24 protein-coding genes are annotated in these 23,739 nt (G+C 72.3%); 5 read left to right on the top strand and 19 right to left on the bottom strand.

Annotation, left to right across the window (positions count from 1 at the left end; all coding sequences use genetic code 11):
* Positions 1 to 25 precede the first annotated feature (25 nt).
* Genes CR165_RS12775 through CR165_RS12750 form a run of 6 tightly spaced genes read right to left on the bottom strand, consistent with a single transcriptional unit; the run spans position 26 to position 6,154 of the window.
* Positions 26 to 1,510, bottom strand: a complete 1,485-nt coding sequence (locus CR165_RS12775; RefSeq protein WP_109517375.1) for a mannitol dehydrogenase family protein — start codon at positions 1,508 to 1,510, stop codon at positions 26 to 28.
* Positions 1,511 to 1,566: 56 nt separating this feature from the next.
* On the bottom strand, positions 1,567 to 2,844 hold the full coding sequence (locus tag CR165_RS12770) for a TRAP transporter large permease (protein ID WP_109517374.1): 1,278 nt from the start codon (positions 2,842 to 2,844) through the stop codon (positions 1,567 to 1,569).
* The gene (locus CR165_RS12765) at positions 2,844 to 3,344 is read right to left on the bottom strand and encodes a TRAP transporter small permease (protein ID WP_109517373.1); all 501 of its coding nucleotides are present in this window, start codon (positions 3,342 to 3,344) and stop codon (positions 2,844 to 2,846) included. Before CR165_RS12765 ends, CR165_RS12770 begins: the two co-directional genes overlap by 1 nt.
* 58 nt (positions 3,345 to 3,402) lie before the next feature.
* Positions 3,403 to 4,395 carry a TRAP transporter substrate-binding protein gene (locus CR165_RS12760; protein WP_109517372.1) on the bottom strand — a complete coding sequence of 331 codons (993 nt, stop codon included), beginning with the start codon at positions 4,393 to 4,395 and terminating at the stop codon, positions 3,403 to 3,405.
* A gap of 26 nt (positions 4,396 to 4,421) precedes the next feature.
* Complete coding sequence (locus tag CR165_RS12755) at positions 4,422 to 5,441, bottom strand: Zn-dependent oxidoreductase (RefSeq protein WP_109517371.1); 1,020 nt, start codon at positions 5,439 to 5,441, stop codon at positions 4,422 to 4,424.
* Between the two features lie 26 nt (positions 5,442 to 5,467).
* Positions 5,468 to 6,154 (bottom strand): GntR family transcriptional regulator, encoded by a 687-nt coding sequence (locus CR165_RS12750; RefSeq protein WP_109517370.1) that lies wholly within the window; start codon positions 6,152 to 6,154, stop codon positions 5,468 to 5,470.
* A 149-nt stretch (positions 6,155 to 6,303) separates the two neighbouring features.
* Between CR165_RS12750 and CR165_RS12745 the strand changes: the two genes are divergently transcribed.
* Positions 6,304 to 7,230 (top strand): alpha/beta hydrolase family protein, encoded by a 927-nt coding sequence (locus tag CR165_RS12745; protein WP_109517430.1) that lies wholly within the window; start codon positions 6,304 to 6,306, stop codon positions 7,228 to 7,230.
* Positions 7,231 to 7,233: 3 nt separating this feature from the next.
* Here CR165_RS12745 and CR165_RS12740 read toward each other — a convergent pair whose 3' ends face one another.
* From CR165_RS12740 to CR165_RS12730, 3 genes are all read right to left on the bottom strand, one after another.
* A complete protein-coding gene (locus CR165_RS12740) occupies positions 7,234 to 9,132 on the bottom strand; it encodes a TRAP transporter permease (RefSeq protein ID WP_109517369.1) in 1,899 nt (632 codons plus the stop codon).
* Between the two features lie 7 nt (positions 9,133 to 9,139).
* Positions 9,140 to 10,129, bottom strand: coding sequence for a TAXI family TRAP transporter solute-binding subunit (locus CR165_RS12735; protein ID WP_181378141.1), 990 nt, complete (start codon positions 10,127 to 10,129; stop codon positions 9,140 to 9,142).
* A 148-nt stretch (positions 10,130 to 10,277) separates the two neighbouring features.
* Complete coding sequence (locus tag CR165_RS12730; protein ID WP_219929739.1) at positions 10,278 to 10,991, bottom strand: GntR family transcriptional regulator; 714 nt, start codon at positions 10,989 to 10,991, stop codon at positions 10,278 to 10,280.
* Positions 10,992 to 11,139: 148 nt separating this feature from the next.
* Here CR165_RS12730 and CR165_RS12725 point away from each other — a divergent pair, with 148 nt between their 5' ends.
* The gene (locus CR165_RS12725; RefSeq protein WP_109517367.1) at positions 11,140 to 12,135 is read left to right on the top strand and encodes a Bug family tripartite tricarboxylate transporter substrate binding protein; all 996 of its coding nucleotides are present in this window, start codon (positions 11,140 to 11,142) and stop codon (positions 12,133 to 12,135) included.
* A gap of 7 nt (positions 12,136 to 12,142) precedes the next feature.
* On the opposite strand, the gene CR165_RS12720 is transcribed toward CR165_RS12725, so the two are convergent.
* Positions 12,143 to 12,859, bottom strand: coding sequence for a hypothetical protein (locus CR165_RS12720; RefSeq protein ID WP_109517366.1), 717 nt, complete (start codon positions 12,857 to 12,859; stop codon positions 12,143 to 12,145).
* 102 nt (positions 12,860 to 12,961) lie between these two features.
* Here CR165_RS12720 and CR165_RS12715 point away from each other — a divergent pair, with 102 nt between their 5' ends.
* A complete protein-coding gene (locus tag CR165_RS12715) occupies positions 12,962 to 13,747 on the top strand; it encodes a GGDEF domain-containing protein (RefSeq protein WP_109517365.1) in 786 nt (261 codons plus the stop codon).
* A 14-nt stretch (positions 13,748 to 13,761) separates the two neighbouring features.
* On the opposite strand, the gene CR165_RS12710 is transcribed toward CR165_RS12715, so the two are convergent.
* Positions 13,762 to 14,871: an NAD(P)/FAD-dependent oxidoreductase gene (locus CR165_RS12710; protein WP_109517364.1), complete on the bottom strand. Its 1,110-nt coding sequence runs from the start codon at positions 14,869 to 14,871 to the stop codon at positions 13,762 to 13,764.
* A gap of 128 nt (positions 14,872 to 14,999) precedes the next feature.
* Between CR165_RS12710 and CR165_RS12705 the strand changes: the two genes are divergently transcribed.
* Complete coding sequence (locus tag CR165_RS12705; protein WP_109517363.1) at positions 15,000 to 15,899, top strand: LysR family transcriptional regulator; 900 nt, start codon at positions 15,000 to 15,002, stop codon at positions 15,897 to 15,899.
* Here CR165_RS12705 and CR165_RS12700 read toward each other — a convergent pair.
* The 8 genes from CR165_RS12700 to CR165_RS12665 are packed head-to-tail and all read right to left on the bottom strand — an operon-like array spanning position 15,896 to position 21,967.
* Positions 15,896 to 16,819, bottom strand: a complete 924-nt coding sequence (locus CR165_RS12700; RefSeq protein ID WP_109517362.1) for a PfkB family carbohydrate kinase — start codon at positions 16,817 to 16,819, stop codon at positions 15,896 to 15,898. The genes CR165_RS12705 and CR165_RS12700 overlap by 4 nt on opposite strands.
* A gap of 25 nt (positions 16,820 to 16,844) precedes the next feature.
* Positions 16,845 to 17,660 carry a transporter substrate-binding domain-containing protein gene (locus tag CR165_RS12695; protein WP_109517361.1) on the bottom strand — a complete coding sequence of 272 codons (816 nt, stop codon included), beginning with the start codon at positions 17,658 to 17,660 and terminating at the stop codon, positions 16,845 to 16,847.
* A 31-nt stretch (positions 17,661 to 17,691) separates the two neighbouring features.
* A complete protein-coding gene (locus CR165_RS12690; protein WP_109517360.1) occupies positions 17,692 to 18,444 on the bottom strand; it encodes an amino acid ABC transporter ATP-binding protein in 753 nt (250 codons plus the stop codon).
* A complete protein-coding gene (locus tag CR165_RS12685) occupies positions 18,441 to 19,115 on the bottom strand; it encodes an amino acid ABC transporter permease (RefSeq protein WP_109517359.1) in 675 nt (224 codons plus the stop codon). Before CR165_RS12685 ends, CR165_RS12690 begins: the two co-directional genes overlap by 4 nt.
* 10 nt (positions 19,116 to 19,125) lie before the next feature.
* A complete protein-coding gene (locus CR165_RS12680) occupies positions 19,126 to 19,809 on the bottom strand; it encodes an amino acid ABC transporter permease (RefSeq protein WP_109517358.1) in 684 nt (227 codons plus the stop codon).
* Between the two features lie 19 nt (positions 19,810 to 19,828).
* Positions 19,829 to 20,716 carry an NAD(P)-dependent oxidoreductase gene (locus CR165_RS12675; RefSeq protein ID WP_109517357.1) on the bottom strand — a complete coding sequence of 296 codons (888 nt, stop codon included), beginning with the start codon at positions 20,714 to 20,716 and terminating at the stop codon, positions 19,829 to 19,831.
* A gap of 40 nt (positions 20,717 to 20,756) precedes the next feature.
* The gene (gene rpiB, locus CR165_RS12670) at positions 20,757 to 21,203 is read right to left on the bottom strand and encodes a ribose 5-phosphate isomerase B (RefSeq protein ID WP_109517356.1); all 447 of its coding nucleotides are present in this window, start codon (positions 21,201 to 21,203) and stop codon (positions 20,757 to 20,759) included.
* On the bottom strand, positions 21,200 to 21,967 hold the full coding sequence (locus CR165_RS12665; protein WP_109517355.1) for a FadR/GntR family transcriptional regulator: 768 nt from the start codon (positions 21,965 to 21,967) through the stop codon (positions 21,200 to 21,202). The genes rpiB and CR165_RS12665 overlap by 4 nt, the downstream gene beginning before the upstream one ends.
* Positions 21,968 to 22,128: 161 nt before the next feature.
* Here CR165_RS12665 and CR165_RS12660 point away from each other — a divergent pair, with 161 nt between their 5' ends.
* On the top strand, positions 22,129 to 23,730 hold the full coding sequence (locus CR165_RS12660; protein ID WP_109517354.1) for an ABC transporter substrate-binding protein: 1,602 nt from the start codon (positions 22,129 to 22,131) through the stop codon (positions 23,728 to 23,730).
* The last annotated feature ends 9 nt before the right edge of the window (positions 23,731 to 23,739 follow it).

The raw sequence follows: 23,739 nt of genomic DNA, 5'->3' as shown, positions 1-23,739 counted from the left end.
GGAAATCCCTCCTTGCGGGATCGTGTCAGGCCGAGGCGGCGGCGCGGGCGCCGGCGCTCAGCAGGGTTTCATAGGCCGTGGTGACGGCGCTGACGAAGGCCGGGTCGGCCGGCAGGTCGGTACCGAAGAGGGCCTCCACCGCCAGCAGCGCGGCGATGCGCGCGGCGGGCACGGTGCCGGCGGCATCCAGCCGTGCGCGCAGCGCGGCGGCCATTGGGTCGCGCACGTCGATCGGCGCGCCCGTCTCGTCCGTGCCGCCGGCGTAGCGCGCCCAGGCGGCGATGGCGAGCGCCAGGGCCGGGATGGGCAGCCCCGCGGCCCGCCGCTCCCGCACCGTGGAGAGCAGGCGCTGCGGCAGCTTCTGCGAGCCATCCATCGCGATCTGCCAGGTGCGGTGCCGGATGGCGGGGTTGCCGAAGCGCGCCAGCAGCGCTTCGGTGTAGGCTTCGAGATCCTGGCCGGGCGGCGGCGGCACCATGGGCCGGATCTCGGCCCAGAGCCGCCGAAGATAGGCGGCGAAGACCGGGTCCGAGACGGCGTCGACGATGGTCTCGTGCCCGGCGAGGTAGCCGAGATAGGCCAGCGCCGAATGCGCGCCGTTCAGCAGGCGCAGCTTCATGTGCTCGAAGGGCGCCACATCGGCCACGAGCTGGGCGCCCGCCATCTCCCAGGCCGGGCGCCCGGCGGGGCCGAAGCGGTCCTCGATCACCCATTGGCGGAAGGGCTCGTGCCCCACCGGCGCATGATCGGCCAGGCCCGTGGCGGCCTCGGCGGCGGCGAGGTCGGCCTCCGCGAGGGCGGGCACGATGCGGTCCACCATGGTGGCGGGGAAGCGCACCTCGGCGGCGATCCATTCGGCGAAGGCCGGGTCGCGCCGCGCCGCGAAATCGCGCACCAGCCCGGCCACCAGGGCGCCATTATGCGGCAGGTTGTCGCAGCACAGCACGGTGAAGGGTGCCTGCCCCGCCTCCCGGCGGCGGCGCAGCGCGGCGGCGAGGAAGCCCACCGCGCTGCGCGGCGCTTCGGGGTTCTCCAGGTCGTGCGCGATGTCGGGGTGGGCGAGGTTCAGCCGGCCCGTGGCGGGGTCGTGGCAGTAGCCCTTCTCCGTCACGGTCAGGCTGACGATGCGCGTCTCCGGGTCGGCCAGACGCGCCACCACGGCGGCGGGGTCCTCGGGCGCCACCATCACGCCCAGCAGGCAGCCGACGATGCGCGCCCGCTCGCCGTCCGGCCCGCGTTCCAGCGTGGTGTAGAGGCCGCCCTGCGGCGCCAGCCGGTCCCGCTGGTCCGGCCGCTGGAGGGAGACGCCGAGGATGCCCCAGTCGCCGCCGGCCTGGTTCAGCACATCCTCGGTGTAGTGGGCGCCATGGGCGCGGAAGAAGGCGCCGAGGCCGAGATGCACGATGGCGGGGCGCAGCGCCGCGCGGTCGTAGCGCGGCAGCAGCACGGCGCCGCCCGGCGCGAGGCGGCCGAGGGTCGCGGGGGAGAGGCGGGGCGCGGCTTCGGTCATCGGGGCACCGGAGGGAAGGAGGTGGGACGGCGGCCCCGGCGGGACCGCCACGCGGCTCACTTGAAGTAGAGGCTCGGCAGCCAGAGCGAGATGCCGGGGATGAAGCTGACCAGCATCAGCACGATGATGTTGCAGATCAGGAAGGGGATGATGGCCCGGCTGACCGCGCCCAGCGATACCTTGGCGATGTTGGCGGCGACGAAGAGGCAGACCCCCACCGGCGGCGTCGTCAGCCCGATCATCAGGTTCAGCACGACGACGATGGCGAAGTGGATCGGGTCGATGCCGACCGCCGTGGCCACCGCCAGCAGCGGCGGGAAGAGGATGATCAGCGCCGCGATCGTCTCCATGAAGGTGCCGACGATCAGCAGCAGCACGTTCACCATCAGCAGGATGAGGTACTTGTTGTCGGTGACCGAGAGCATGGCCTCGGCGATGCGCTGCGGAATCTGCTCGCTGGTCAGGATCCAGCCGAACACGTTGGCGAAGCCCACCAGCAGGATCAGCGCGCCGGAGCCGATGGCGCTCTCCAGCAGGATGCCGGGGATGTCGCGCAGGGTGAAGCCCTTGTAGATGAACAGCCCGACGACGAAGGCGTAGAGCGCCGCGACCACCGAGGCCTCGGTCGGCGTGAACAGGCCGCCCACGATGCCGTAGAGGATGACGGCCGTCATCAGCAGCGCCCAGAAGGCGCCGCGGCTGGAACGCAGGATCTCGCCGAAGCCGGCCCACTGACCCTTCGGGTAGCCGCGCCGGCGCGACAGGATGTACACCGTGATCATCATGCCGAGGCCGAGCAGCAGCCCGGGGATGGCGCCGGCCAGGAACATCTTGCCGACCGAGAGGCCGGAGAGGGTGCCGACGATGATCATCGGCACGCTGGGCGGGATGATCGGGCCGACGGTGGAGGCGGCGGCGGTGACGGCGGCGGCGAAGGGCGCATCGTAGCCCGAGCGGCGCATGGCCGGGATCATCACCGAGCCGATCGAGGCCGTCTCGGCGACCGCGGTGCCGGAGATGCCGGCGAAGATCATCGAGCCCGTGACGTTGGCAAGCCCGAGGCCGCCGCGGATGTGGCCGACCAGCGAATTGCCGAAGCGCACGATCTGGTCGGTGATGCCGCCGCCATTCATCAGGTTGCCGGCCAGCACGAAGCCGGGGATGCAGAGCAGCACGAAGCTGTCCATGCCCGCATAGGTGAACTGCGCCACCACCGAGAGGTCGATGTCGGCGCCGATCAGGTAGACGGCGCCGGCGAGGCCCAGGGCGATGCCGACCGGCGCGCCCAGCACCAGGCAGAGGGCGAAGGTGGCGAAGAGCAGCGTGACGAGCATCAGGTGAGCTCCCCGTGCGAGGCGGGCGGGGTCTCGGCATGGCCGAGCAGCCGGAAGGCGGAGAAGAGGGCCAGCGACACCGGGATCAGCAGCATCACCGCGTAGATCACGATCATCGGCATGTCGATGGAGCGGGCGCGCTCGCCCATGCTGAAGGTCACGTAATCCCAGGCGCCGGGGATGATGAGCAGGCTGAAGGCCAGCACGATCGCGTCCACCAGCCGCTCGATGGCGCGGCGCAGGCCGGCCGGCAGCGGCGCCACGAAGAGGTCGACATTGACCATCTCGCCGCGCAGCAGCGCCAGGCCGCAGGAGAAGCCGACCAGATAGACCAGGGCGAAGCGCGCCACCTCCTCCGTCCAGGAGAAGGAGGGGAAGCCGGGGATGCGGCCGAGCACCTGAATGGTGACGACGCCGATCAGCACGGCGAAGGCGAGCAGCGTGCCGGCGCGGCACACCGAGCGGATGGCCGCCAGCACGGCGGCGAGGACGAGGCGCATGGAGTTTCCTTCCGCGCGGGAGGCGACGGGGGCCGGCCCCCGCCGCCCCGGCCGGGGCTCAGGCGGCGATGATCTGCTCGTAGAGCGGGCGGATCTCGGCGTTCAGCGCGCCGGCCACCGCCTCCTTGCCCTTGCTGGCGAAGGCCGCCTTGTCGACGTCGACGAACTTCATGCCCTTGGCGGTCAGCTCGGCGGCGAGGTTCTTCTCGTCTTCCAGGAACAGGGCGCGCTCATATTCCTGCGCGGCCTTGGCCGCCTCGGCGATGGCCGCCTGCTGCTCGGCCGGCAGGCGGCCCAGCTTGCGCGTGCCGCCGACGATGTAGATCCAGCTCAGCACATGCTCGGTGCGGTTGATGGTGCTCTGCACCTCGCTGAAGCTGGCCGACTTGATCAGCGCCAGCGGGTTCTCCTGCGCGTCGATGGTGTGGTTCTGCAGCGAGGTGAACACCTCGGAGAAGGCCATCGGCGTCGGCTTGGCGCCCAGCGCCTCCCAGAACTTGACGAAGAGCGGCACGTTCGGCACGCGCAGCTTCAGCCCGTTCAGCTCCTCGGGTCGGGTGATCGGCCGGTTAGAGGTGAGGTAGCGCGGGCCGCGGGCGAAATAGGCCAGCGTCTTCAGCTGCGTCTTGGCCGCGATGTCCTCGGCGATCTTGGCGCCGATCGGGCCGCTGACGACGCGGTCCATGTGCGCGAGGTCGCGCACCGCGTAGGGCACGGCCAGCAGCGCGGCGGAGGGCGCCCAGTTCTGCAGCGACTCACCGGTGATGGTGAAGTCCACCGTGCCGAGCTGGATGCCCTTGATGAGGTCCGTCTCCTTGCCGAGCTGCTCGTTCGGGAAGACGCGGATCTCGATGGCGCCCTTGGTGCGGCGCGCCACCTCCTCGGCGAACTTCAGGCTGGCCTTGTGCCAGGTGTTGTCCTCGTTGCCGAGATGGCCGAGCTTCAGCGTCGTCGCCGCATGGGCCTTGTGGGCGGGGGCGACGCCCGCGGCGAGGATGCCGGCGAGGCCGCCCAGCACGGTGCGGCGGCGGGGGGCGAGGGTGATGGCCATTCTTGCTTTCCTCCGAAGGGCGGATGTCAGGCGTCGAAGGCGAGCTGCACCTTCACGGTGCTGCCCGGGTCCTTCTCGATCAGCTCGAAGGCGGCGGGCGCGTCGGCCGCCGCGAAGGTCTGGGTGATCATGGCGGCGGGGCGCAGGCGGCCCTCGGCCAGCCATTGCACCACCTGCGGCAGCAGCCGCCGGTTCAGGCGGGAGCCGACCAGGGTCAGCTCCTTCTTGACGATCTCCTGCTGGCTCACATTGCAGGGCGCGGGCGAGAAGCCGAGGATGCCGATGCGCGCGGCGGGGCTGGCCACGCGGCAGGCCTCCTCCAGCAGCGTGGGCACGCCGGCGCCGTCGATCACCAGCGAGGGGCCGAGCCCGTCATGCTCGCCGGCCACCGCCTCGGGCACGGAGTGCGTGGCGGAGTTCACCACCACATCGGCGCCGAAGCTCCGCGCCCGCTCCAGCCGCGCCGCGTCGAGGTCGGCCACGATGCAGCGGGCGCCGTGCAGCTTCGCCACCTGCAGCACCGTCAGCCCCACCGTGCCGGCGCCGTAGATCAGCACGGAATCCCCCGCGTCGATGCCGGTGCGCGTCAGCACGTTGGCGGCGATGGAGAAGGGCTCGGCCAGGGCGGCGAGTTCGATGGGCAGCCCGTCCGGCACCTTCACGGCGTTGGCGGCGGGCACCGTCACGCGGTCGCGGAAGCCGCCGTCGCGATGGACGCCCAGCACCTCCAGCCTGCCGCACACATTGGAGCGGCCGATGCGGCAGGCGTAGCAATGGCCGCAGGAGACCACCGGGTCCACCACCACGCGGTCGCCGGGCGCCAGGCCCTCGACGCCCTCGCCCACCGCCTCCACCTGCCCCGCGAATTCATGGCCGATGATGCGCGGATACTTCGCGAAGGGGTTGCTGCCGTGGAAGATGTGCAGGTCCGAGCCGCAGATGCCGGCGCGCTGCACGCGAATCTGCACCTCTCCCGCCTGCGGCGGCAGGGGGGCGTCGTCGAAGAGTTCCAGCACATGCGGCCTGGCGACCGAGATGGCGACCATGGGGATTCGTCCTGGCTGCGCCGCTGTCAGCGGCTGGGCGCGAAGAAATGGGGCTTGCTCGCCATCAGGCGCTCGATGGCGGTGAAGACGGTGCGCAGGTGCTCGCGCATGATCGCCTCGGCGCCGTCGGCGTCGCGGGCGATGACGCGTTCCACGATCCGCTCATGCTCGGCGAAGATCTTGCCGAGCCAGTCGCGGCTCTCGAAGGAGAGGTAGCGGACGCGGTCGAGCTGCGTCTTGACGTCCTGGATGACGCTCCAGATGGCGGCGCGTCCGGCCATGCGGATCAGCTCGACATGCAGCGCCTCGTCGGCGGGGAAGAAGGCGATGTAGTCGCCCGCCAGCACGGCCGGGCGCTGCCGCTCCAGATGCGCGCGGAGGGCCGCGTCATCCTCGGGCCGGGCACGCTCCACCGCCATGCGCACGGTGCGGCATTCCAGCGTCTCGCGCACGAACTGGCTGTCATGCACCGCGGTCAGGCTGATGGCGGCGACATAGGTGCCGACCTGCGGCCGGACCTCCAGCAGCCCCTCATCCGCCAGGCGGCGGAACACCTCGCGCACCGGGGTGCGGCTGACGCCCATCTGCCCGGCATAGGAGGTCTCGGAGATGGTGGTGCCGGGTTCCAGCGCGCCGGTGAGGATGCGCTGGCGCAGCACCGCGTACAGCTCGCGGGCGATCGGCGCACGGTGCTCCAGCACCAGACCCGTCATGGTCCCTTCCCTCACTCTTGGACTTGTATACTAGTATTCTTGTATCCAAGGTGCGTCAAGCGCCCCCCTTTTGATCCTACCTTGACCGTCGCCGTCATCCCGCCGCATGGCCAGGAGACCGGCACGCGGAGCGGGAGGACAGGATGGGCATGGCGTCTGGGCAGGCGGGCGAGCCTCTCCGCTTCCAGGCGGCGGATGGCATGATGCTGGGCGGCCATCTCTGGCCGGCCAGGCAGCCGGTTCCGGGCCGCTCCGTGGTGGTGGTCAGCCCCGCCACCTCGGTACGCAGCCGCTACTATGGCCGCTTCGCCGCCCATCTCGCCGGGGCCGGCTTCGATGTCGTCACCTTCGACTACCGGGGCATCGGTGAATCCCGCCCCGCCCGGCTGCGCGGCTTCCGCGCGGACTGGCGGGACTGGGGCGAGCTCGACCTGGAGGCCGCGCTGCGCCTGGCCATGGCGCGCTTCCCAGGGCGGCCGGTGGATGTGGTGGCGCATTCCATCGGCGGCTTCGCGGTGGGGCTGGCACCCTCGGCGCGGCAGGTGCGGCGCATCGTCACCGTCGGCGCGCAGTATGCCCATTGGCGGGACTACGCCCCCGCCGCCCGCCTGCCCATGCTGCTGCGCTGGCATGTGGCGATGCCGGCGCTGGCCGAGCTGTTCGGCTACCTTCCCGCCCGCCGCCTGGGCTGGATGGAGGACACCCCCGCCGGCGTGGCGCGGGACTGGAGCCGCATGGCCGCCCGCTTCGAGTGCACGCTGCGGGATGGCGCCGCCCTGCCCGCCCGCTTCGCCGCCATCGGCGCGCCGATCCTGGCAATCGGGCTGGAGGACGACCCCTTCGGCACCATCCCCGCCATCGAGCGGCTGCTGGCCTATTACCGCGGCAGCGCGCGGACGCATCTGCGGCTGGCGCCCGAGGAGGCCGGGGTGGCCGCCATCGGCCACTTCGCCTTCTTCCACGAGCGCTTCCGGGAGACGCTGTGGCCGCTGGCATGCCACTGGCTGGAGACGGGCGCCCTGCCCCCCGGCGCGCCCGGGCGGATCGTCCCGGGCGGGGCCGCCCGCCCGGGGTGAGGCTCAGCCCGGCGGGGCGGCGCCACGGGCCGGCAGCGGCGCCGCGGCGCGGCTGATCGTCCAGGCCAGGGCCAGCACCGCCAGCACCACGGCCAGCCGCCCCGGTGCCGGCAGCACGTGGACGAAGGCGGCGACCATCCCCGACGCCCCCAGCAGCAGGCGCAGCGGCAGGGCCAGCGGTCCGGCGAGGAAGCCGGCATAGGACGCCGTCAGCGCCGTCAGCGCCGCCATCTGCACGCCGAAGGCGAGCAGGATGTCGGGCAGGCTGCCCTGCATCATGATGCCGGGGTCGTAGACGAAGGCGAAGCCCACGGTGAAGCCGGCGATGCCGAAGCGCGTGGCGTGCAGGCTGGTCAGCGTCGGCGGCGCCTTGGCCACCGAGGCTGCGGCGAAGGCGGCGGCCGCCACGGGCGGCGTCGCATCCGCCAGCACCGCGAAGTAGAACAGGAACAGGTGCGCCGGCAGCATGCCGACCCCCATCTCCATCAGCTGCGGCACGCCGATGGCGGCGGCGATGATGTAGGAGGGGGTGGTGGGCAGCCCCATGCCCAGCACCAGCACGGTGAGCGCCAGCAGCACCAGCAGCAGCGGCAGCGAGCCGCCGGCGATGTCCTTGATGATGCCGCCGAAGGCCACCACCATGCCGGTGGCCGTCAGCGCCGAGACGACGATGCCGGCACCGGCGATGGCCACCGCCAGCGGCGCCATGGTCAGCCCCGCCTGCACCAGGCTGTCGAAGATGGCGTGCGGCGACATGCGGGTGCGCCGACGCAGCATGGCCACCGCGATCATCGCCATGGTGGCGCAGAAGGCGGCGAAGTTGCCGCTCCAGCGCTCCATCATCAGCCAGACCAGCACGGCGATGGGCAGCAGCAGGTGGCAATCGGCCAGCACCTCCCGCCAGGAGGGGATGTCGGCCTCCGCCATGGCCGAGACGCCGAGGCGCCGCCCCTCGAAATGCACCGCCACGTAGATGGCGAAGTAGTAGAGCACCGCCCCCAGCGTCGCCGCGATCAGGATCTCGCCATAGGCGATGTTGGTGATCTCGGCCATGACGAAGGCGGCCGCCCCCATCACCGGCGGCATCAGCGCGCCGCCGACGCTGGCCGCGCTCTCGATGCCGCCCGCGACCGCCGCCGGATAGCCGATCCGCTTCATCAGCGGGATGGTCATGGCGCCGGTGGTGATGACGTTGGAGACGGAGGAGCCGCTCATCGTGCCGAACAGGCCGGAGGTGATGACCGCCACCTTGGCCGGCCCCGCCGTGTAGCGCCCCGCCGCCGCGGCGCCGAGATTGCTGAACAGCCGCCCCGTGCCGCTGCCCTGCATGAAGGCGCCGAAGGTGATGAACACCGCGATGGTGGTGGCAACGATGCCGGTGAGCGGGCCATAGACGCCGCCCGCCGTGGGCACCAGCCAGGAGGCTTCCAGGATCTCCTCCAGGCTGAACACGCGGGTGTTCAGCACGCCCGGCAGGTGGTTGCCGAACACCATGTAGCCGATGCTGACCAGCACCATCACCGCGAGGCCGGGCTCCACCGCGCGCCGCGTCGCCTCCAGCAGCGTGACGATGGCGAGCAGGGCGAGCACCACCATCTCCTGCCCGAAGGGATCGACATACTCCATCCGGTCGGAGACGGCGGCGGCATTCAGCCACACCCACAGGTGCGGCGCCGCCGCCAGCGCCGCCCACAGCCAGTCGAGCGCGCTCGGCCTGTCCTTCGGGCTGCTGGCGAGGGCGGGCCAGAGCAGGAAGATCGGCGGCACGAAGGCCAGCAGGTGGAAGCCGCGCATGGCGATCGGCTCGGGGAAGCCGAAGCCGCCGAAATAGAGATGGAGTGCCACCACCCCGGCCAGCCAGGCCGGGAGGATGACGCCGAGCGGGCCGCGAAGCTGGCGCACGCCTCCTTCAGCCCTGCATCACGCCGGCTTCGCGGTAGGCGCGCTCGGCGCCCGGGTGCAGCGGCACGCCGGCATACTTCCAGGCCACGGCGGGGTCGTAGGCGCCCATCGAGGCGTGGATCTGCGTCAGCCGCGCGCCCTTGGCCTTGATCAGGGTGCGCGTCACCGCATAGGCCACCGGCTCGGGCAGGGTGTCGTGCACCAGGATGACGCTGTCCATGGTCGTCACCGGCACGTCGGCATCCTGCAGCGCCGGGTAGGTGCCGGCGGGGATGACGCCCTGGTTGTAGGCGTAGGTGTCGATCAGGTGCTTGCGCACATCCTCGGGGAAGGCCACCAGCTTCGCCGCGCGCCGGCCCTGGCCGATCTCGGTGAGGATGGCGGCGGGCTTGGCCAGCGCCACGTAGAGGTAATCCACCTGCCCGTCGCCGAAGGCGCCGGCGATGTCGTTGTAGGAGCCGTTCAGGTAGCGGCCGCCCTCGTCGCGGATCTTCTCGGGCGAGGTGCCGCAGAACTTCAGGATGCGCTGCAGCGTCATCTCGTCGGTCGAGGAGCGCTGCGGGCAGCCGATGCGCACCCCCTTCTGCGTCAGGATCGCCTTCATGTCGGCCGGGCCGCCATCGGCGCGGCGGAGGAAGTTGTGCTCGGTGGGCGAGTAGCCGGTGCCGAGCGAGCGCAGCCGCTCATGCTTGGCCTTGTAGGGCTCCTCGCCGCGCGCGGCGGCGGCGGTGAAGGCATCGATGCCCCAGCCCATCTGGCTCTGCCCGTTGTTGACGCGCGTCGGGTTGGCCAAGCCGCCGCCGGGCACGACGCGGATCTGGATCTCGGGGTTCTCGTCGCGCACCAGGGCGGCGACGCCAGCGGCCATGGTGTACCAGCCGCCGCCCAGCGAGCCGGCCACGAATTCCAGGGTCTGCTGCGCGGCGGCGCTGCGGATGAAGGGCAGGGCGAGGGCGGAGCCGGCCAGCGCCGCGCGGCGGGAGATCCGGAAATCCATGGGGAAGCCTCCTGAGCAACTGTTTCCGCATGATGAACAGAGTTCGGAAGGCGGGGCAATCGGCGGGAGGGCGGGCACCAGCCGGCGCGGCGCCGGAAATGCCCCGGAAAGGCGCATCGCGCGGCGCGCCTGCCGGCTTGCGCGGCGCTCAGAAGAATTCGGGGAAGCGGTCGCGGATGCGCGCGAGCTCGGCGAAGGTGTTGGAGAGGTGGTCCCGCAGCAGCCGCTCGGCCTCCGCCGGCTGGCGGCGCAGGATGGCAGCGGCCAGCTCCGCGTGCTGGCGCAGCACGGCCTCGGCCTTGCCGGGGCTCGGCAGGTGCAGGCGGCGCAGCCGGTCCAGGTGCCCGCTGCGGCTGCGCACCAACTCGTGCAGCCCCGGCACGCCGGCGGCGGCGTAGAGCACGCCGTGGAAGGCCGCGTCGGCGGCGGTGAAGCCATCCTCGTCGGTGCTGGCGCGCATCCGTGCCAGCTCGGTCTGCAACGCCGCCTCCAGCCCCGGCGGCGGCGCCTCCGCCAGGCGCCGCACGACCGCCAGCTCCAGCGCCAGCCGCAGGAAGCCAGCCTCGCGCGCGCTGGCGAGGTCGATGCGGGCGACGCGTGTGGCCGATTGCGGCACCACCGCGATCAGCCCCTCCTCCTGCAGGCGGATCAGGGCTTCCCGCACCGGCGTCTGGCTGACGCCGAGCCGCCGGGCGATGGCGGTGCGCGAGAGGGCGGTGCCCGGCGGCAGGGCCAGCGAGATCACCGCCGCGCGCAGCGAGTCATAGGCATTGTCCGCGGCGGAGCGGCGGCGGGCCATGGGCGCCAGCGTGGCGCCGGCCTCGGGCATGTCGCGGTCCGGCGGGGCGGGAGAGAGGCGCATGGGGACAGGCTTAGCAAAGCGCCGGCCCCAGGGCCACGGAGCGCTTGACGACCAAAATCTAATATATCAGTTTGCATCCGGGCGCCGCCCTGTCGCGTGCGCCGCCCGCAATGCGTGCCGCCAATGGCACCACGAGGAGGAACTCCGCATGTCCCGCCTGTCCCGCCGTGGCCTGAGCCTCGCGCTGATGTCCCTGCTCGCCGCGCCGGCCGGGCTGGCCCTGGCGCCCTCCCCCGTGCAGGCCCAGCCGGCCTACCCGGCGCAGCCGATCCGCCTGATCGTGCCCTTCGCCGCCGGCACCTCCGACACCCTGGCCCGACTAGTCGGGCAGGAGATGAGCAAGGCGCTGGGCCAGCCCATCGTGGTGGAGAACCGCCCCGGCGCCGGCGGCAACATCGGCAGCGAGGCCTGTGCCCGCGCGACGCCGGATGGCTACACCTTCTGCCTCGGCACCATCAGCAGCCACGCCATCAATCCCGGCATCTACCCGAAGATGCCCTATGACGTGCAGAAGGACTTCGCGCCGGTCACGCAGCTCGCCTCGCAGCCCAACGCGCTTGCGGTGAGCAACGACAACCCGGCCCGTACCCTGCCGGAGCTGATCGCGCAGCTGAAGGCCAAGCCCGGCGCGGCCAGCTACGCCACCTCCGGCGTCGGCACCTCGATCCACCTGGCCGGCTCGCTCTTTGCCCAGCTCACCGGCACGCAGATCGAGCACATCCCCTATCGCGGCAGCGGCCAGGTGACGACCGCCCTGTTGACCGGCGAGGTGCCGATGGCGTTCGACAACCTCTCCTCCGTGCTGCCCTTCGCGCGGGAGGGCAAGCTGCGCATCCTCGGCGTCACCTCCACCGAGCCGGCCGCCGTGGCGCCGGAGATCCCGACGGTCGCCAGCGTGGTGCCGGGCTTCGAGAGCCTCTCCTGGCACGGCTTCTTCGCGCCGGCGGCGACCCCGCCCGCCATCGTCGCCCGGCTGCACAAGGAGGCCGTGGCGGCGCTGCACAGCCCCGCCGTCTCCGGCCGGCTGAAGGATCTCGGCATCACCCCGGTGGGCAGCACGCCGGAGGCGTTCCGCAGCTTCGTCGCCGCCGAGACGGCGCGCTGGGCCGAGGTGGCGCGCAAGGCCAACATCCGCATCGAGTGACGCGGGCTCAGCGCCGTTTGCGGCCCCGCGCGGCCGGGGCGGCGCCCTCCTCCTCCCGCTGGTAGTCGGGCCGCAGGTCCCACACCAGCGTGGGCCAGTCCTGGCGCAGGCGCAGCAGCGCGCGCCAGGGCGACCAGTCGGCCGACCAGAACTCCACCGCCATCCGGTCCGTGCGCGTGCTGCGCCCGTCCTCCATGCCGGGCAGGGCGCGAACATGGCGCAGCGCCCGGGTGGTGCCCCACTGCGCCCACAGCCAGCGCCGCGCCGCCGGGTCGTCGGGCCCCAGCGCCAGGATGGCGGCGGGCACCGGCACCAGGCGGTGCAGGTCGAAGGGGCAGCCGCGGTCCGCCGCGGCGCGGGCCAGGGCGGCCTGGTGGTTGGCCGCCGCCGCGTCCCGCAGGCGGCGGGAGAGGATGCGCGCGCCGGCCGGGCTGATCGCCGGCTCGCCCTCCGGCGGCGCCAGCAATTGCAGCCGCCAATCCTCCTCCATGCGCCCGAGATCCAGCACCCAGGGGATCAGCCCCGGCCCCGCCGCCGCGGCGCGGAACCGGGCCATGGCATCGGCCGGGCCGCTGATGGTCAGGCGGTGACGCAGCCAGTCGGTATAGGGCGGCGCGGGCGAGGACATCGGCGCCGCATCGGGGGCGGCAGCCTTGTCCGGGTTCTGGCGGCTGTGCAAGGAGGCCTCCTCATCGGCTTGGCTGCGGCCCGCCTGCTTGGCCATGACCCGGCGCTCCTGGCAAGCCGCGGGACGAAAAGACAGGTCTTGGAAAGGTCACGCAAAGGTGTGCTACCAACCGGATCTCTCTCCCAGAGGGTTGTGGTCATGCGAAGCCCTCTGAGGCTGATTGTCGCCCCCCAGATCCAGGACCGGCGCGGGCTGCGCCGCTACGTGGCCGGGGCCACCACCGCCGCCGTGGTCGCGGCGCTGCTGATGGATGTCGTCAACCAGCTCGTCTTCTTCATCGACTGGACCGCCGCACTGCGCTCCTGGGCGGTGACGATCCTCATCGCGCTGGTCGTCGCCGCGCCCATCCTCTCCTGGATCGGGCGGGCGCATCTGGCGCTCGCCGAATCGCGCCGGCAGTTCGAGCAGCTCAGCCGCACCGATTCGCTGACCGGCCTGCCCAACCGCCGCGCCCTGATGGAGGAGGCCGAGCGCGCCGGCACCGCCTGGATGGTGCTGGTGATCATCGACATCGACCACTTCAAGCGCGTCAACGACACGCATGGCCACCGCACGGGGGACGCCGTGCTGTGCGCCGCCGGCCGGCTGATGGCGGAGATGCTCGGCGAGTTCGGCCTGCTCGGCCGGCTGGGTGGCGAGGAATTCGCCCTCATCTCCACCACCCAGCCCTGCCGGCGGGTGCTGGAGCGGCTGGAGGCGCTGCGCGACCGCTTCGCCGCCCGGCCGATGCTGGCCGAGGGCGCGGCCATGCGGATCACCATCTCGGCCGGTGCCGCCATTGGCGGCCAGCGCGGCTTCGACGCGCTGTATTCCGAGGCCGACCGCGCCCTCTATGCCGCCAAGCGGGCAGGCCGCAACCGGATCTGCCTCTCGGGCGAGTTACAGGCCCTGCAGGCGGTGGAGGAGGGGCGCCCGGCCGCCTGAGCGGCAGCCGGCGCTCAGCGGCGCAGCGGGTCGTAGGGCGCCAGCGGTATGTCGGCGCCGCCCTGCAACAGGTGCTGCGCCAGCAGCCGCCCGGCATAGGGGCCCATGGTCAGCCCGCCCGCGCCCAGCCCGTTGCCGATGACCAGCCCCTCCACCCCCGGCACCGGGCCGAGCAGCGGCTTCAGGTCGGGCCCCATCGGCCGCATGCCGATGCGCATCTCGTGCAGCGTCGCCGTCTCCAGCCCGGGCGCCACGCCCAGCGCCTGCCGCAGCACCTGCATCACGCCGCCCGCCGTCAGCCGGTGGTCGAAGCCCGACCCCACCTCCCGCGTGGCGCCCACCACGATGCGGGAATCGTCGAAGGCCAGCAGGTAGTGGCTGCTCATGGGCAGCAGCACCGGCCAGTCCCGCGTCTGCTGGCCGGGCAGCAGCAGGTGCAGGATCTGGCCGCGCTGCGGCTGCACCGCCAGATCGATGCCGAGCGGCGCCAGCAGCGGCGGCGCCCAGGCGCCGGCCGCGAGCAGCACCGCATCGCCGCCGAACAGCCGGCCGCCCACCCAGGCGCCACAGACCCGGCCGGCCTCGGTGGCCAGCCCCGTCACCACGTCCCGGTGCGCCACGGCGCCGTGGCGCTGCGCCGCGCGCAGCAGCGCCGCCGCCAGCAGCCGCCCGTCCACCCGCGCCGCGCCGCTCAGATGCAGCGCCGGCTCCCCCGGCCGCAGCGGCGGGAACAGCGCGCGTGCCTCCTCCGGCGCCAGGCGGGAGAGGGTGCCGGCCTCCGGCGCCGCCGGCAGGCGGGCGCGGATGCGCGCCTCGGTCTCCTCCAGCCCGGCTTCCTCGCCGGCGATGCACAGCGCGCCGACGCGCCGGTAGCCGAGATCCGTCTCACCATCCTCGGCAAGCTGCGCCACCAGCGCCGGATAGTCGCGCGCGCCGCCGCCAGAGAGCCGGTACCAGTCGGCATCCGTGACGCGGGAGGACCAGGGGCAGACGATGCCGGCCCCGGCCGCCGTCGCGCGTCCCTCCAGCATCGGGTCGAGGATGACGACCTCCGCCCCGCCCCGGGCCAGATGATAGGCCGCGCTGGCCCCCAGGATGCCCGCGCCGACGACGATCACCCGCATTCCGCCTGCTCCCCTGCTGTCGCCCCATATCCTGCGCCGAATGGCGCCCCGCGCAAGCCGGCGGCAGTGGATTGCCAGCCCGCCGGCAGGGCCGCAGGATGCCGCCGCATGAGCCCCCTGCCCCGCCGATGAACCCGCGCGCGCTGCGCTACTTCCTGGCGGTGGTGCGCGCCGGCTCGGTGCGCGGCGCGGCGGAGGCGCTGCATGTGGCGGCCTCGGCGGTCAGCCGGCAGGTGGCCGAGCTGGAGGCGCATCACGGCACCGCGCTGCTGGAGCGCCTGCCGCGCGGCGTGACCCCCACCGAGGCCGGCCGCATCCTGGCCGAGCATGCCGAGCGGCAGGCCGAGGAAGCCGCCTTCCTGGAGGATCGCCTGCGCCGGCTGCGCGGCGCGCCGCAGGGCACGGTGCGGCTGCGCTGCGGCGCCGGCTTCCTGCCCGACCTGCTGGAGAACGGGCTGGCCGGCTTCGCCACGGCGCATCCTGGCGTCGCCTACCGCGTAGCGCTCGGCACCACGGGCGAGATCCTGCGCGCCGTGGCCGAGGGAGAGACGGATCTCGGCCTGGCCTACAACCCGCCGGCGCATGCGGGGGTGGTGTCGCGCCGTCTGGCGCCGCAGCCGCTGGCGGCGCTGCTGCCACCGGGCCACGCTTTGGCCGAGGATGGCACGCCCCGGCCGCTGCGCGCCTTCGCCACCCTGCCCGCCGCCCTGCCGCCCGAGGACCATGGCGTGCGCCGCCTGCTGGCGCGGGTGGAGGCGGATGAGGGTTTCCGCCTCTCACCCCGGCTGGAGACGGAGGCGTTCGAGCTGCAGCGGCGCTTCGTGCGGGCGGGGCTGGGCGTCGCCTTCCTGCCCGGTTTCGCCGCACTGGAGGAGCTGCGCGCGGGCCAGCTCGTCGCCGTGCCGCTGGCCGACCCGCTGCTGCGCCACGCCACGGCACACCTGCTGGCGCGCGCCGGCCGCCGCCTGCCCGATGCGGTGGAGCGGCTGGCAGGCTGGCTGGAAGGGCGGCTGGCGGCGCTTTCCTAGCCGGCCGCGTCCAGCGCCGCCGCGTTTGGCATGCCGGCCTGCGCGCCCGGGTCGAGGCAGGCCATGGAGGCCCCGGCGCAGGCGCGCGAGAGGGCTGGCGCCAGCGGCATCCCCTCCGCCAGCGCGGCGGCCAGGATGCCCATGAAGGTGTCGCCGGCGCCGGTGGTGTCCACCGCTTCCACGGGCAGGGCGGCGGCCCGCAGCGTCTCGCCCGCGCCAGTGAAGGCCACGGCGCCGGCCCGGCCAAGGGTGACGATGCCGGCCTCGCCGCAGCGCATGGCGAGGCGCCGCATGGCCGCTTCCGGGTCCGTCTCCGCCTCGCCCAGCAGCGCCAGCGCGGTGAGCGCCTCGTGCTCGTTCGCCACCAGCAGGTCGGTCTCCGCCAGGAGGGCGGGCAGCAGCGCCGCCTCGGCCTCGCCCGGCGCGGGGGCGAGGTTCAGCAGCACCCGGGCGCCGCGCGCGCGGGCGCGCCGGGCCACCGCCAGCGCCTCGGCCGGCGGCACCTCCATCTGCAACACCAGGACCCGCACCCCCTCCAGCAGCGCATCGGGCAGCGCCGCGCTGGAGACGGCGCGGTTGGCGCCGCTGGCCACGGTGATGGCGTTCTCCCCCGCCGCGCTGACGGTGATGAAGGCGCAGCCCGTGGGCAGGCCGACGGCGCGCACCGCCGCGATGTCCACCCCGTTCCGCGCCAGGTTGTCCAGCGCCGAGCGGCCGAAATCATCCTCGCCCACGGCGCTGGCCATGCGCACGGCGAGCGCCGTGTCTTTCCGGGCGCGCGCCGCGGCCACCGCCTGGTTGGCGCCCTTGCCGCCGAAGGAGAGGTCGTAGCGCTCCGACAGCACCGTCTCCCCGGGGCGGGGAATGGCGCGCACCCGCGCCACGAGGTCGAGATTGATCGAGCCGAAGACCAGGATCATGCCATGCCGCCCCAGGGAGTGATGCTCAGGCGCCCGTGCCGCGCATATGCTCGGGCAGCTCGGCGCCGTGGTACTTCTTGTAGATGGCGTTCAGCTTGCCGTTGCGGATGTTGGTGTCGATCCAGGCATTGACCTTCTCCATCAGCGCCGTCTCGCCCTGGCGCAGCCCCATGGCGAGGTCGAAGTTGCGCAGCACGAATTTCGGCTCGAAGTTCTTGGCCGGGATGCGCTGGCCGATCTGCGCCACCAGGGTGGCGGAGGTGGCCACCATCTCCGCCTGCCCGCTCACCGCCGCCGTCACCATGGTGGCGTCGTCGTCGTAGCGGACGACGCGGAAGCCGTGCTCGCGGGCGAGGCCGGTCAGCTCGGTGTCCTGCGTCGTGCCGCGGGTGACGGTGACGGCGCGGCCGCGCAGGTCGGCCAGGCCCTTCACCGGCAGGTCGCGCGCGCCGCCCACCACCGATTGCAGCGCCGCATACGGCTTGGAGAAGGCGACGACCTTCGCCCGCTCCGGCGTGACGGAGAGGGTGGAGATGATGATGTCGGCCTTGTTGGTCTGCACGTTCGGGATGCGGGTGGCGCCCGTGGTCTGCACGAACTCCAGCTCCAGGCCCCAATCCTGCGCCAGCAGCTTGGCCACCTCCACGTCGGAGCCGATCGGCTCCATCTGCGGGCTCATCATGCCGGAGGGCGGGATGGCGAGGTCGGTGGCCACGCGGATCTTCTTGGCGCGCATGATGTCGTCGAGCTGGTCGGCGCGGGCGGGGCGGCCGCCGAGCGCGACGAGCGCGGCCAGCGCGGCGCCGCCGCCGAGGAACTGCTTGCGTGTGACGTTGCTCATTCTGGAACTCTCCCGTGTCCTGTTTGTGGAATCAGAGGCCGCTGCCGACGAACTGCCGCAGCTCGGCCGTCTCCGGCGCCTCGAGAATCGTGGCCGGCCCGGTCTCCCAGACCTTGCCGCGGTGCATGAACACGATGCGGTCGGCAACGCGCCGGGCGAAGCCCATCTCGTGCGTCACCATTACCATCGTCATGCCGCCGGCGGCGAGCTGCTCGATGACGCGCAGCACCTCCCCGGTCAGCTCCGGGTCGAGGGCGGAGGTCACCTCGTCGAACAGCATCACCTGCGGCTCCATCGCCAGGCTGCGGGCGATGGCGGCGCGCTGCTGCTGGCCGCCGGAGAGCTGCTCGGGGTAGGAATCGAGCTTGTCGCCGAGGCCCACCTGGCCCAGCACGCGGCGCGCCGTCTCACGCGCCTCGGCGCGGCGCCGTCCCTTCACCGTCACCGGCGCGAGGCAGATGTTCTCCTCGATGGTCAGGTGCGGAAACAGGTTGTAGCTCTGGAAGACGATGCCGACATCGAGCCGCAGCGCGCGCAGCGGCAGCTTCGGGTCGCTGACGCGGTGGCCGCAGACGGTGATCTCGCCGGATTCGATGGTCTCCAGCCGGTCGATGCAGCGCAGCGCCGTGCTCTTGCCGGAGCCGCTGCGGCCGATGATGGCCAGCACCTCGCCGCGCGCCACCTCGAAGGAGACGCCGTCGAGCACCTTGAGGCTGCCGAAGCTCTTGTGCACGTCGCGCAGCGCGACGACGGGGCCGGCGGAGGAGGAAGTGGGCTGGCTCATGGGGTCACCACCTGCTGCCGGCGCGCATAGCCGGTCCTGCGTTCGAGCCGCCGGCTCCAGCGGGAGAGCGGATAGCACATCGCGAAGTAGAGCAGCGCGATGATGAGATAGACGAGGAAGGGCTCGAACAGGCTGTTGTTGATGATCTGCCCGGCGCGCGCCAGCTCGACGAAGCCGACCACGGAGGCGAGCGAGGTGTTCTTGACGATCTGCACCAGGAAGCCGACCGTGGGCGGCGTGGCGATGCGCACCGCCTGCGGCAGCACCACGTAGAACATGCGCTGGGTGCGGCTCATCGCCAGGCACTCGGCGGCTTCCCATTGCGGCTTCGGCACGGATTCGATGCAGCCGCGCCAGATCTCGCCCATATAGGCGCTGACATAGAGGATCAGCGAGGCGCTGGCGGCGGTGAGCGGCGAGACGTTGATGCCCAGCGGCGGCAGGCCGAAGAACACCAGGAACATGATGACCAGCAGCGGCGTGCCCTGCACCACCTGCACATAGACGCCGGACGCGATGCGCACGGCGCGGCTGGCGGAGACGCGGCACAGCGCCACCAGGAAGCCCAGCAGCCCGCCGCCCACCAGCGCGATGGCGGAGAGCACCACCGTCCACAGCGCGCCCTGGAGCAGGAACTGGAGATGCGAGGCACCGAGTTGGGTCGCGATCATGGCGTCCTCCTCACAGCGGCGTGCCAAGGCGGCGGCGGCGCGGGAAGAGCAGCAGCCCCAGCCCCCAGAAGCCCAGCCGCATGACGAAGGACAGCGCCAGGTAGAACACCGCCACGGTGATGTAGGATTCGAAGGCGCGGTAGGTGTCGGACTGGATGTAGTTGGCCACCGCCGTCAGCTCCTCCGCCGAGATCTGCGAGGTGACGGAGGAGGCCAGCATCAGCAGCACGAACTGGCTGGTCAGCGCCGGATAGACGCGCTCCATCGCCGGCAGCAGCAGCACGTGCCAGTAGACCTGCCGCTGGGAGAGGCCGAGGCACTCCCCCGCCTCGAGCTGCCCGCGGGGGATGGAGTCGAAGCCCGCGCGCATGATCTCGGTGGTGTAGGCGCCGACATTGATGGTCAGCGCCAACGCCGCCACGGTGAAGGCGGAGAGCGAGAAGCCGAGGCTGGCGAGGCCGAAATACACCAGGAAGATCTGCACCAGCAGCGGCGTGTTGCGGATCGCCTCGACATAGGCGCCGCAGAGCCCGGCCAGCCAGGGCGGGCCGCTGCGCCGCCCCACGGCGCAGAGCGCGCCGAGGGCGAAGCCGAACAGCGTCGCCAGCACCGCCAGTTGCAGCGTCATCCAGGCGCCGTCCACGAACAGCGGCCAGCGCTCCCAGACGACGCCGAAATCGAGCCGGAGGTTCATGGCCGCGCCCCCATCCGGCTCAGCCCGCCGCCTGGTTCGTCATGCGGTCATAGACCTTGAACAGCGCCTGGTTGCCGTTGCCGCCCTCGCCATGCGCGCGGGCCTCGACATACTGCGTCGTCACCAGCGCGGTGCCGGGCAGCGGCACGGCCAGGGCATCGGACAGCTCGCGCACCAGGCGGAGGTCCTTCAGCATCAGGTCGATGCGGAACCCCGCCCCCGTCTCGCCGGCGATCATGGCCGGGCCCAGCCGGTCGAGCATCCAGGAGGCGGCGGAACCGCCCAGCAGCACCTCGCGCATCTGCGACAGGTCGACGCCGGCGGCACGGCCGAGGGCCAGCGCCTCGCACACCGCCTGCAGGTTGATGCCGCAGATGAGCTGGTTGCACAGCTTCACCGTCTGGCCCGCGCCGCTCTCCCCCACATGGTTGATGGTGGTGCCCATGGCCGCCAGCACCGGCCGGGCGCGGGCGAAATCCGCCGCCTCGCCGCCCACCATGATGCTGAGCGTGCCGGCCTTCGCCCCCTGCGGCCCGCCGGAGACGGGCGCGTCGAGGAAGCCGGTGCCGGCCGCCTTCAGCCGGACGTGCATCTCGCGCACGGCGGTGGGGGCGATGGTGCTCATGTCCACCACCAGCCGCCCGGCGGGCGGGTTGGCCAGCAGCCCGCCCTCGCCCAGCACCACCGCCTGCACATGCGGCGTGTCCGGCAGCATGGTGACGACGATGTCGGCGCCCGCGGCGGCCTCCGCCACGCTGGCGGCGGGCACCAGCCCCTCCGCCGCCATGGCCTGCGCCGCGCCTTCGCGCACATCGTGGCCCTGCACACGCCAGCCGGCCTTCAGCAGGTTGCGCGCCATGTCGCAGCCCATGGTGCCGAGGCCGATGAATCCGACGGTTCCCGTCATGCCATTCCCTCCCGTGTCCGCCCCCGCCGGGGGCGGCGGATCAGTCCTCGTTTTCCATGGCGTGCAGCTTCTGCACGCGGCGCACATGGTCCTCGGTCGCGTGGAACTCGGCGGCGAGGAAGCTCGCCACCAGGTCGCGCGCCAGCCAGGGGCCGACGATCTGCGCGCCGATGCACATGACGTTCACGTCGTCATGCTCCACCGACTGGTGGGCGGAATGCGCGTCGTGGCAGACGGCGGCGCGGATGCCGCGCATCTTGTTGGCGGCGATGACGGCGCCGACGCCGGTGCCGCAGACCAGCAGGCCGCGCTCGGCGCCACCCTTCCGCACCGTGTCGCACACCGCGCGGGCGATGTCGGGGAAGTCCACCGGGTCGGGCGTGAAGGAGCCGACATCCTGCACCTCGTGGCCGAGGGCGCGGATATGGGCGATGACGTCCGCCTTCAGCGGAAAGCCGGCATGGTCGCTGCCGATGACGATCTTCATTCGGTGTTCTCCTGCGGCGCCGGGGCCCGGCGCGCCGCCTCCATGGCATTGCGGAGGCGGAATTCATGGCCGATGGCGAAATGCTCGCGCAGCGTCTCGTCCACCTGCCGCTCGTCGCGCGAGAGCAGCGCGATGTAGATGCGGCGGTGGTCCTCGACGAGATGCGCGCGCATCTCGGGGCTGACCCGCACCACCTCGCGCCGGGCGATGTGGGAGCGGGTCAGCAGGTCGCTGATGGCGCTGTAGACGCTGCGCAGCGTGGCGGAATGCGCGGCCTCGACGAGAAGCTGGTGGAAGGCGAAGTCGGCCAGGCCACCGGCCACCGGCTCGTCGATTGTCGCCTCGATCCGCGCCAGCGCCTCGCGCAGCCGGGTGAAGTCGGACTCCATGGCGCGCTGGCAGGCCAGCCGCACCGCCTGGCACTCGATGGCGATGCGTGCCTGCATCACGTCGTCGGTGATGTCGGATTGCTGCGCCAGCACAAAGGTGAAGAACTCGCCGAGCACCGAGACGTCCGGCCGGCGCACCACCGTGCCCATGCCCTGGCGGATCTCCACCACGCCGAGCATGGCCAGCGCCCGCAGCGCCTCGCGCAGGACCGGGCGGCTGACGCCGAGCTGCACGGCCAGCTCGCGCTCCGCGATGAGGCGGTCGCCGGGACGGATGGTGCCGTTCAGCAACTGCTCGCGCAGGAAGGCGAAGACCTTGTCGAAGCCCTTGGCGCCCGCCTCGTCGGGGCGGGTGATGCGCAGCGTTTCCTCCAAGCGTTCTCTCTCCGGGCCATTCGGGGGCCAACTGGTAAGACCACGGTATGGCGCCGGTCAGTGCCCGTCAAGACCAGCCAGCCATGCCTTGACCCTCCGGCGATACGCTGCCTAGCCTCCCGGCAACCGCCCAAAGACGGGGATCAGGGAAGGAATACGCCATGCAACGCCGCTCGCTCCTCCAGGGCGCCGGGCTGGGGGGTCTCGCCCTCGCCCTGCCGCCGCTCGCATCGCCCGGTCTCGCCCAGGCCTCGCGCGCCGCCACGCTGCGCTTCGTGCCGCAGGCCAACCTCACGGCGCTGGACCCGATCTGGACCTCGGCGATCGTCACGCAGATCCACGGCTACCATGTGTACGACACGCTCTACGCGGTGAACGCCGCACAGAAGCCGCAGCCGCAGATGGCCGAGGGCCACACCGTCTCCGACGATGGCCGCGTCTGGCGCATCCGCCTGCGCGAGGGGCTGCGCTTCCACGATGGCGAGCCGGTGCGCGCGCAGGACGCCGCCGCCAGCCTGGAGCGCTGGTCGAAGCGCGACCCCTTCGGGCAGTTGCTGGCCAAGGTGGTGGAGCGCTGGGGCGCCGCCGACGACCGCACGGTGGAAATCCGCCTGACGCGCCCCTTCCCGATGCTGCTGGACGCCATCGCCAAGCCGGACGCCAACGTGGCCTTCGTCATGCCGGAGCGGCTGGCGCGCACCGATGCCAACGCGCAGGTGAGCGAGGTGGTGGGTTCCGGCCCGTACCGCTTCAGGGCGGATGAGTTCGTCGCCGGCAGCCGCGCCGTCTACACGAAGTTCGACGGCTACCGGCCGCGCCAGGAAGCGCCGGAATGGGCCAGCGGCGGCAAGGTGGCGCATTTCGAGCGCGTCGAGTGGCACATCATGCCCGACCCGGCGACCGCCGCCGCGGCGCTCCAGGCCGGCGAGGTGGACTGGGTCGAGCAGCCGCTGATCGACCTGCAGCCCACCCTGCAGCGCAACCGCAACATCAAGCTGGACACGCTGTTCCCCGCCGGCTTCATGAGCCTGATGCGGCTGAACCACCTGCAGCCGCCCTTCAACGACCTGAAGACGCGGCAGGCCGTGGCGCTGGCGGTGAACCAGGCCGACTACATGCAGGTGACGATCGGGCAGGACAAGGCGCTGTGGCGCGAGTGCCGCAGCCTGTTCCCCTGCGGCACCCCCTACGGCACGGAGGATCTCTCCGAACTGACCCGGCCGCCGCGCGGCCTGGACAGCGCCAAGGCCCGGCTGGCGGAATCCGGCTACAAGGGGGAGAAGGTGGTGATCATCAACCCCACCGACTTCCCGCTGATCGGCCCGCACGGCCAGGTGACGGCCGACCTGCTGCGGCAGATCGGCATGAATGTGGAGCTGGCCGAGACGGACTGGGGCACGGTGGTGCAGCGCCGCGTCAGCCGCGAGCCGGTGGAGAAGGGCGGCTGGAGCATCTTCCACACCTATGGCTCGGCCATGGGCTATGCCAATCCGGGCGTGTCCTCGCTGGTGAAGGGGCCGGGGGCGTCGGGCTGGTTCGGCTGGTATGAGAGCCCGCGCATGGAGGCGATGATCCAGTCCTGGCTGGAAGCGCCGGACGAGGCCTCCCGCAAATCCCTGGCCGACCAGATCAACGCCCTGGCGCAGGACGATGTGGCCACCATCCCGCTCGGCCAGTTCGTCGCCCGCACCGCCTACCGCAACAACCTGAGCGGCTTCGTGCAGGGCAGCATGCCCTATCCCTGGGGCGTGCGCCGCGCCTGAGGCCGTGCC

This window comes from Teichococcus aestuarii, assembly GCF_003116135.1.
Taxonomy (GTDB): domain Bacteria; phylum Pseudomonadota; class Alphaproteobacteria; order Acetobacterales; family Acetobacteraceae; genus Pseudoroseomonas; species Pseudoroseomonas aestuarii.
Note: the sequence above shows the minus strand (reverse complement) of the source record. Positions and strands in the feature narration are given on the sequence as shown.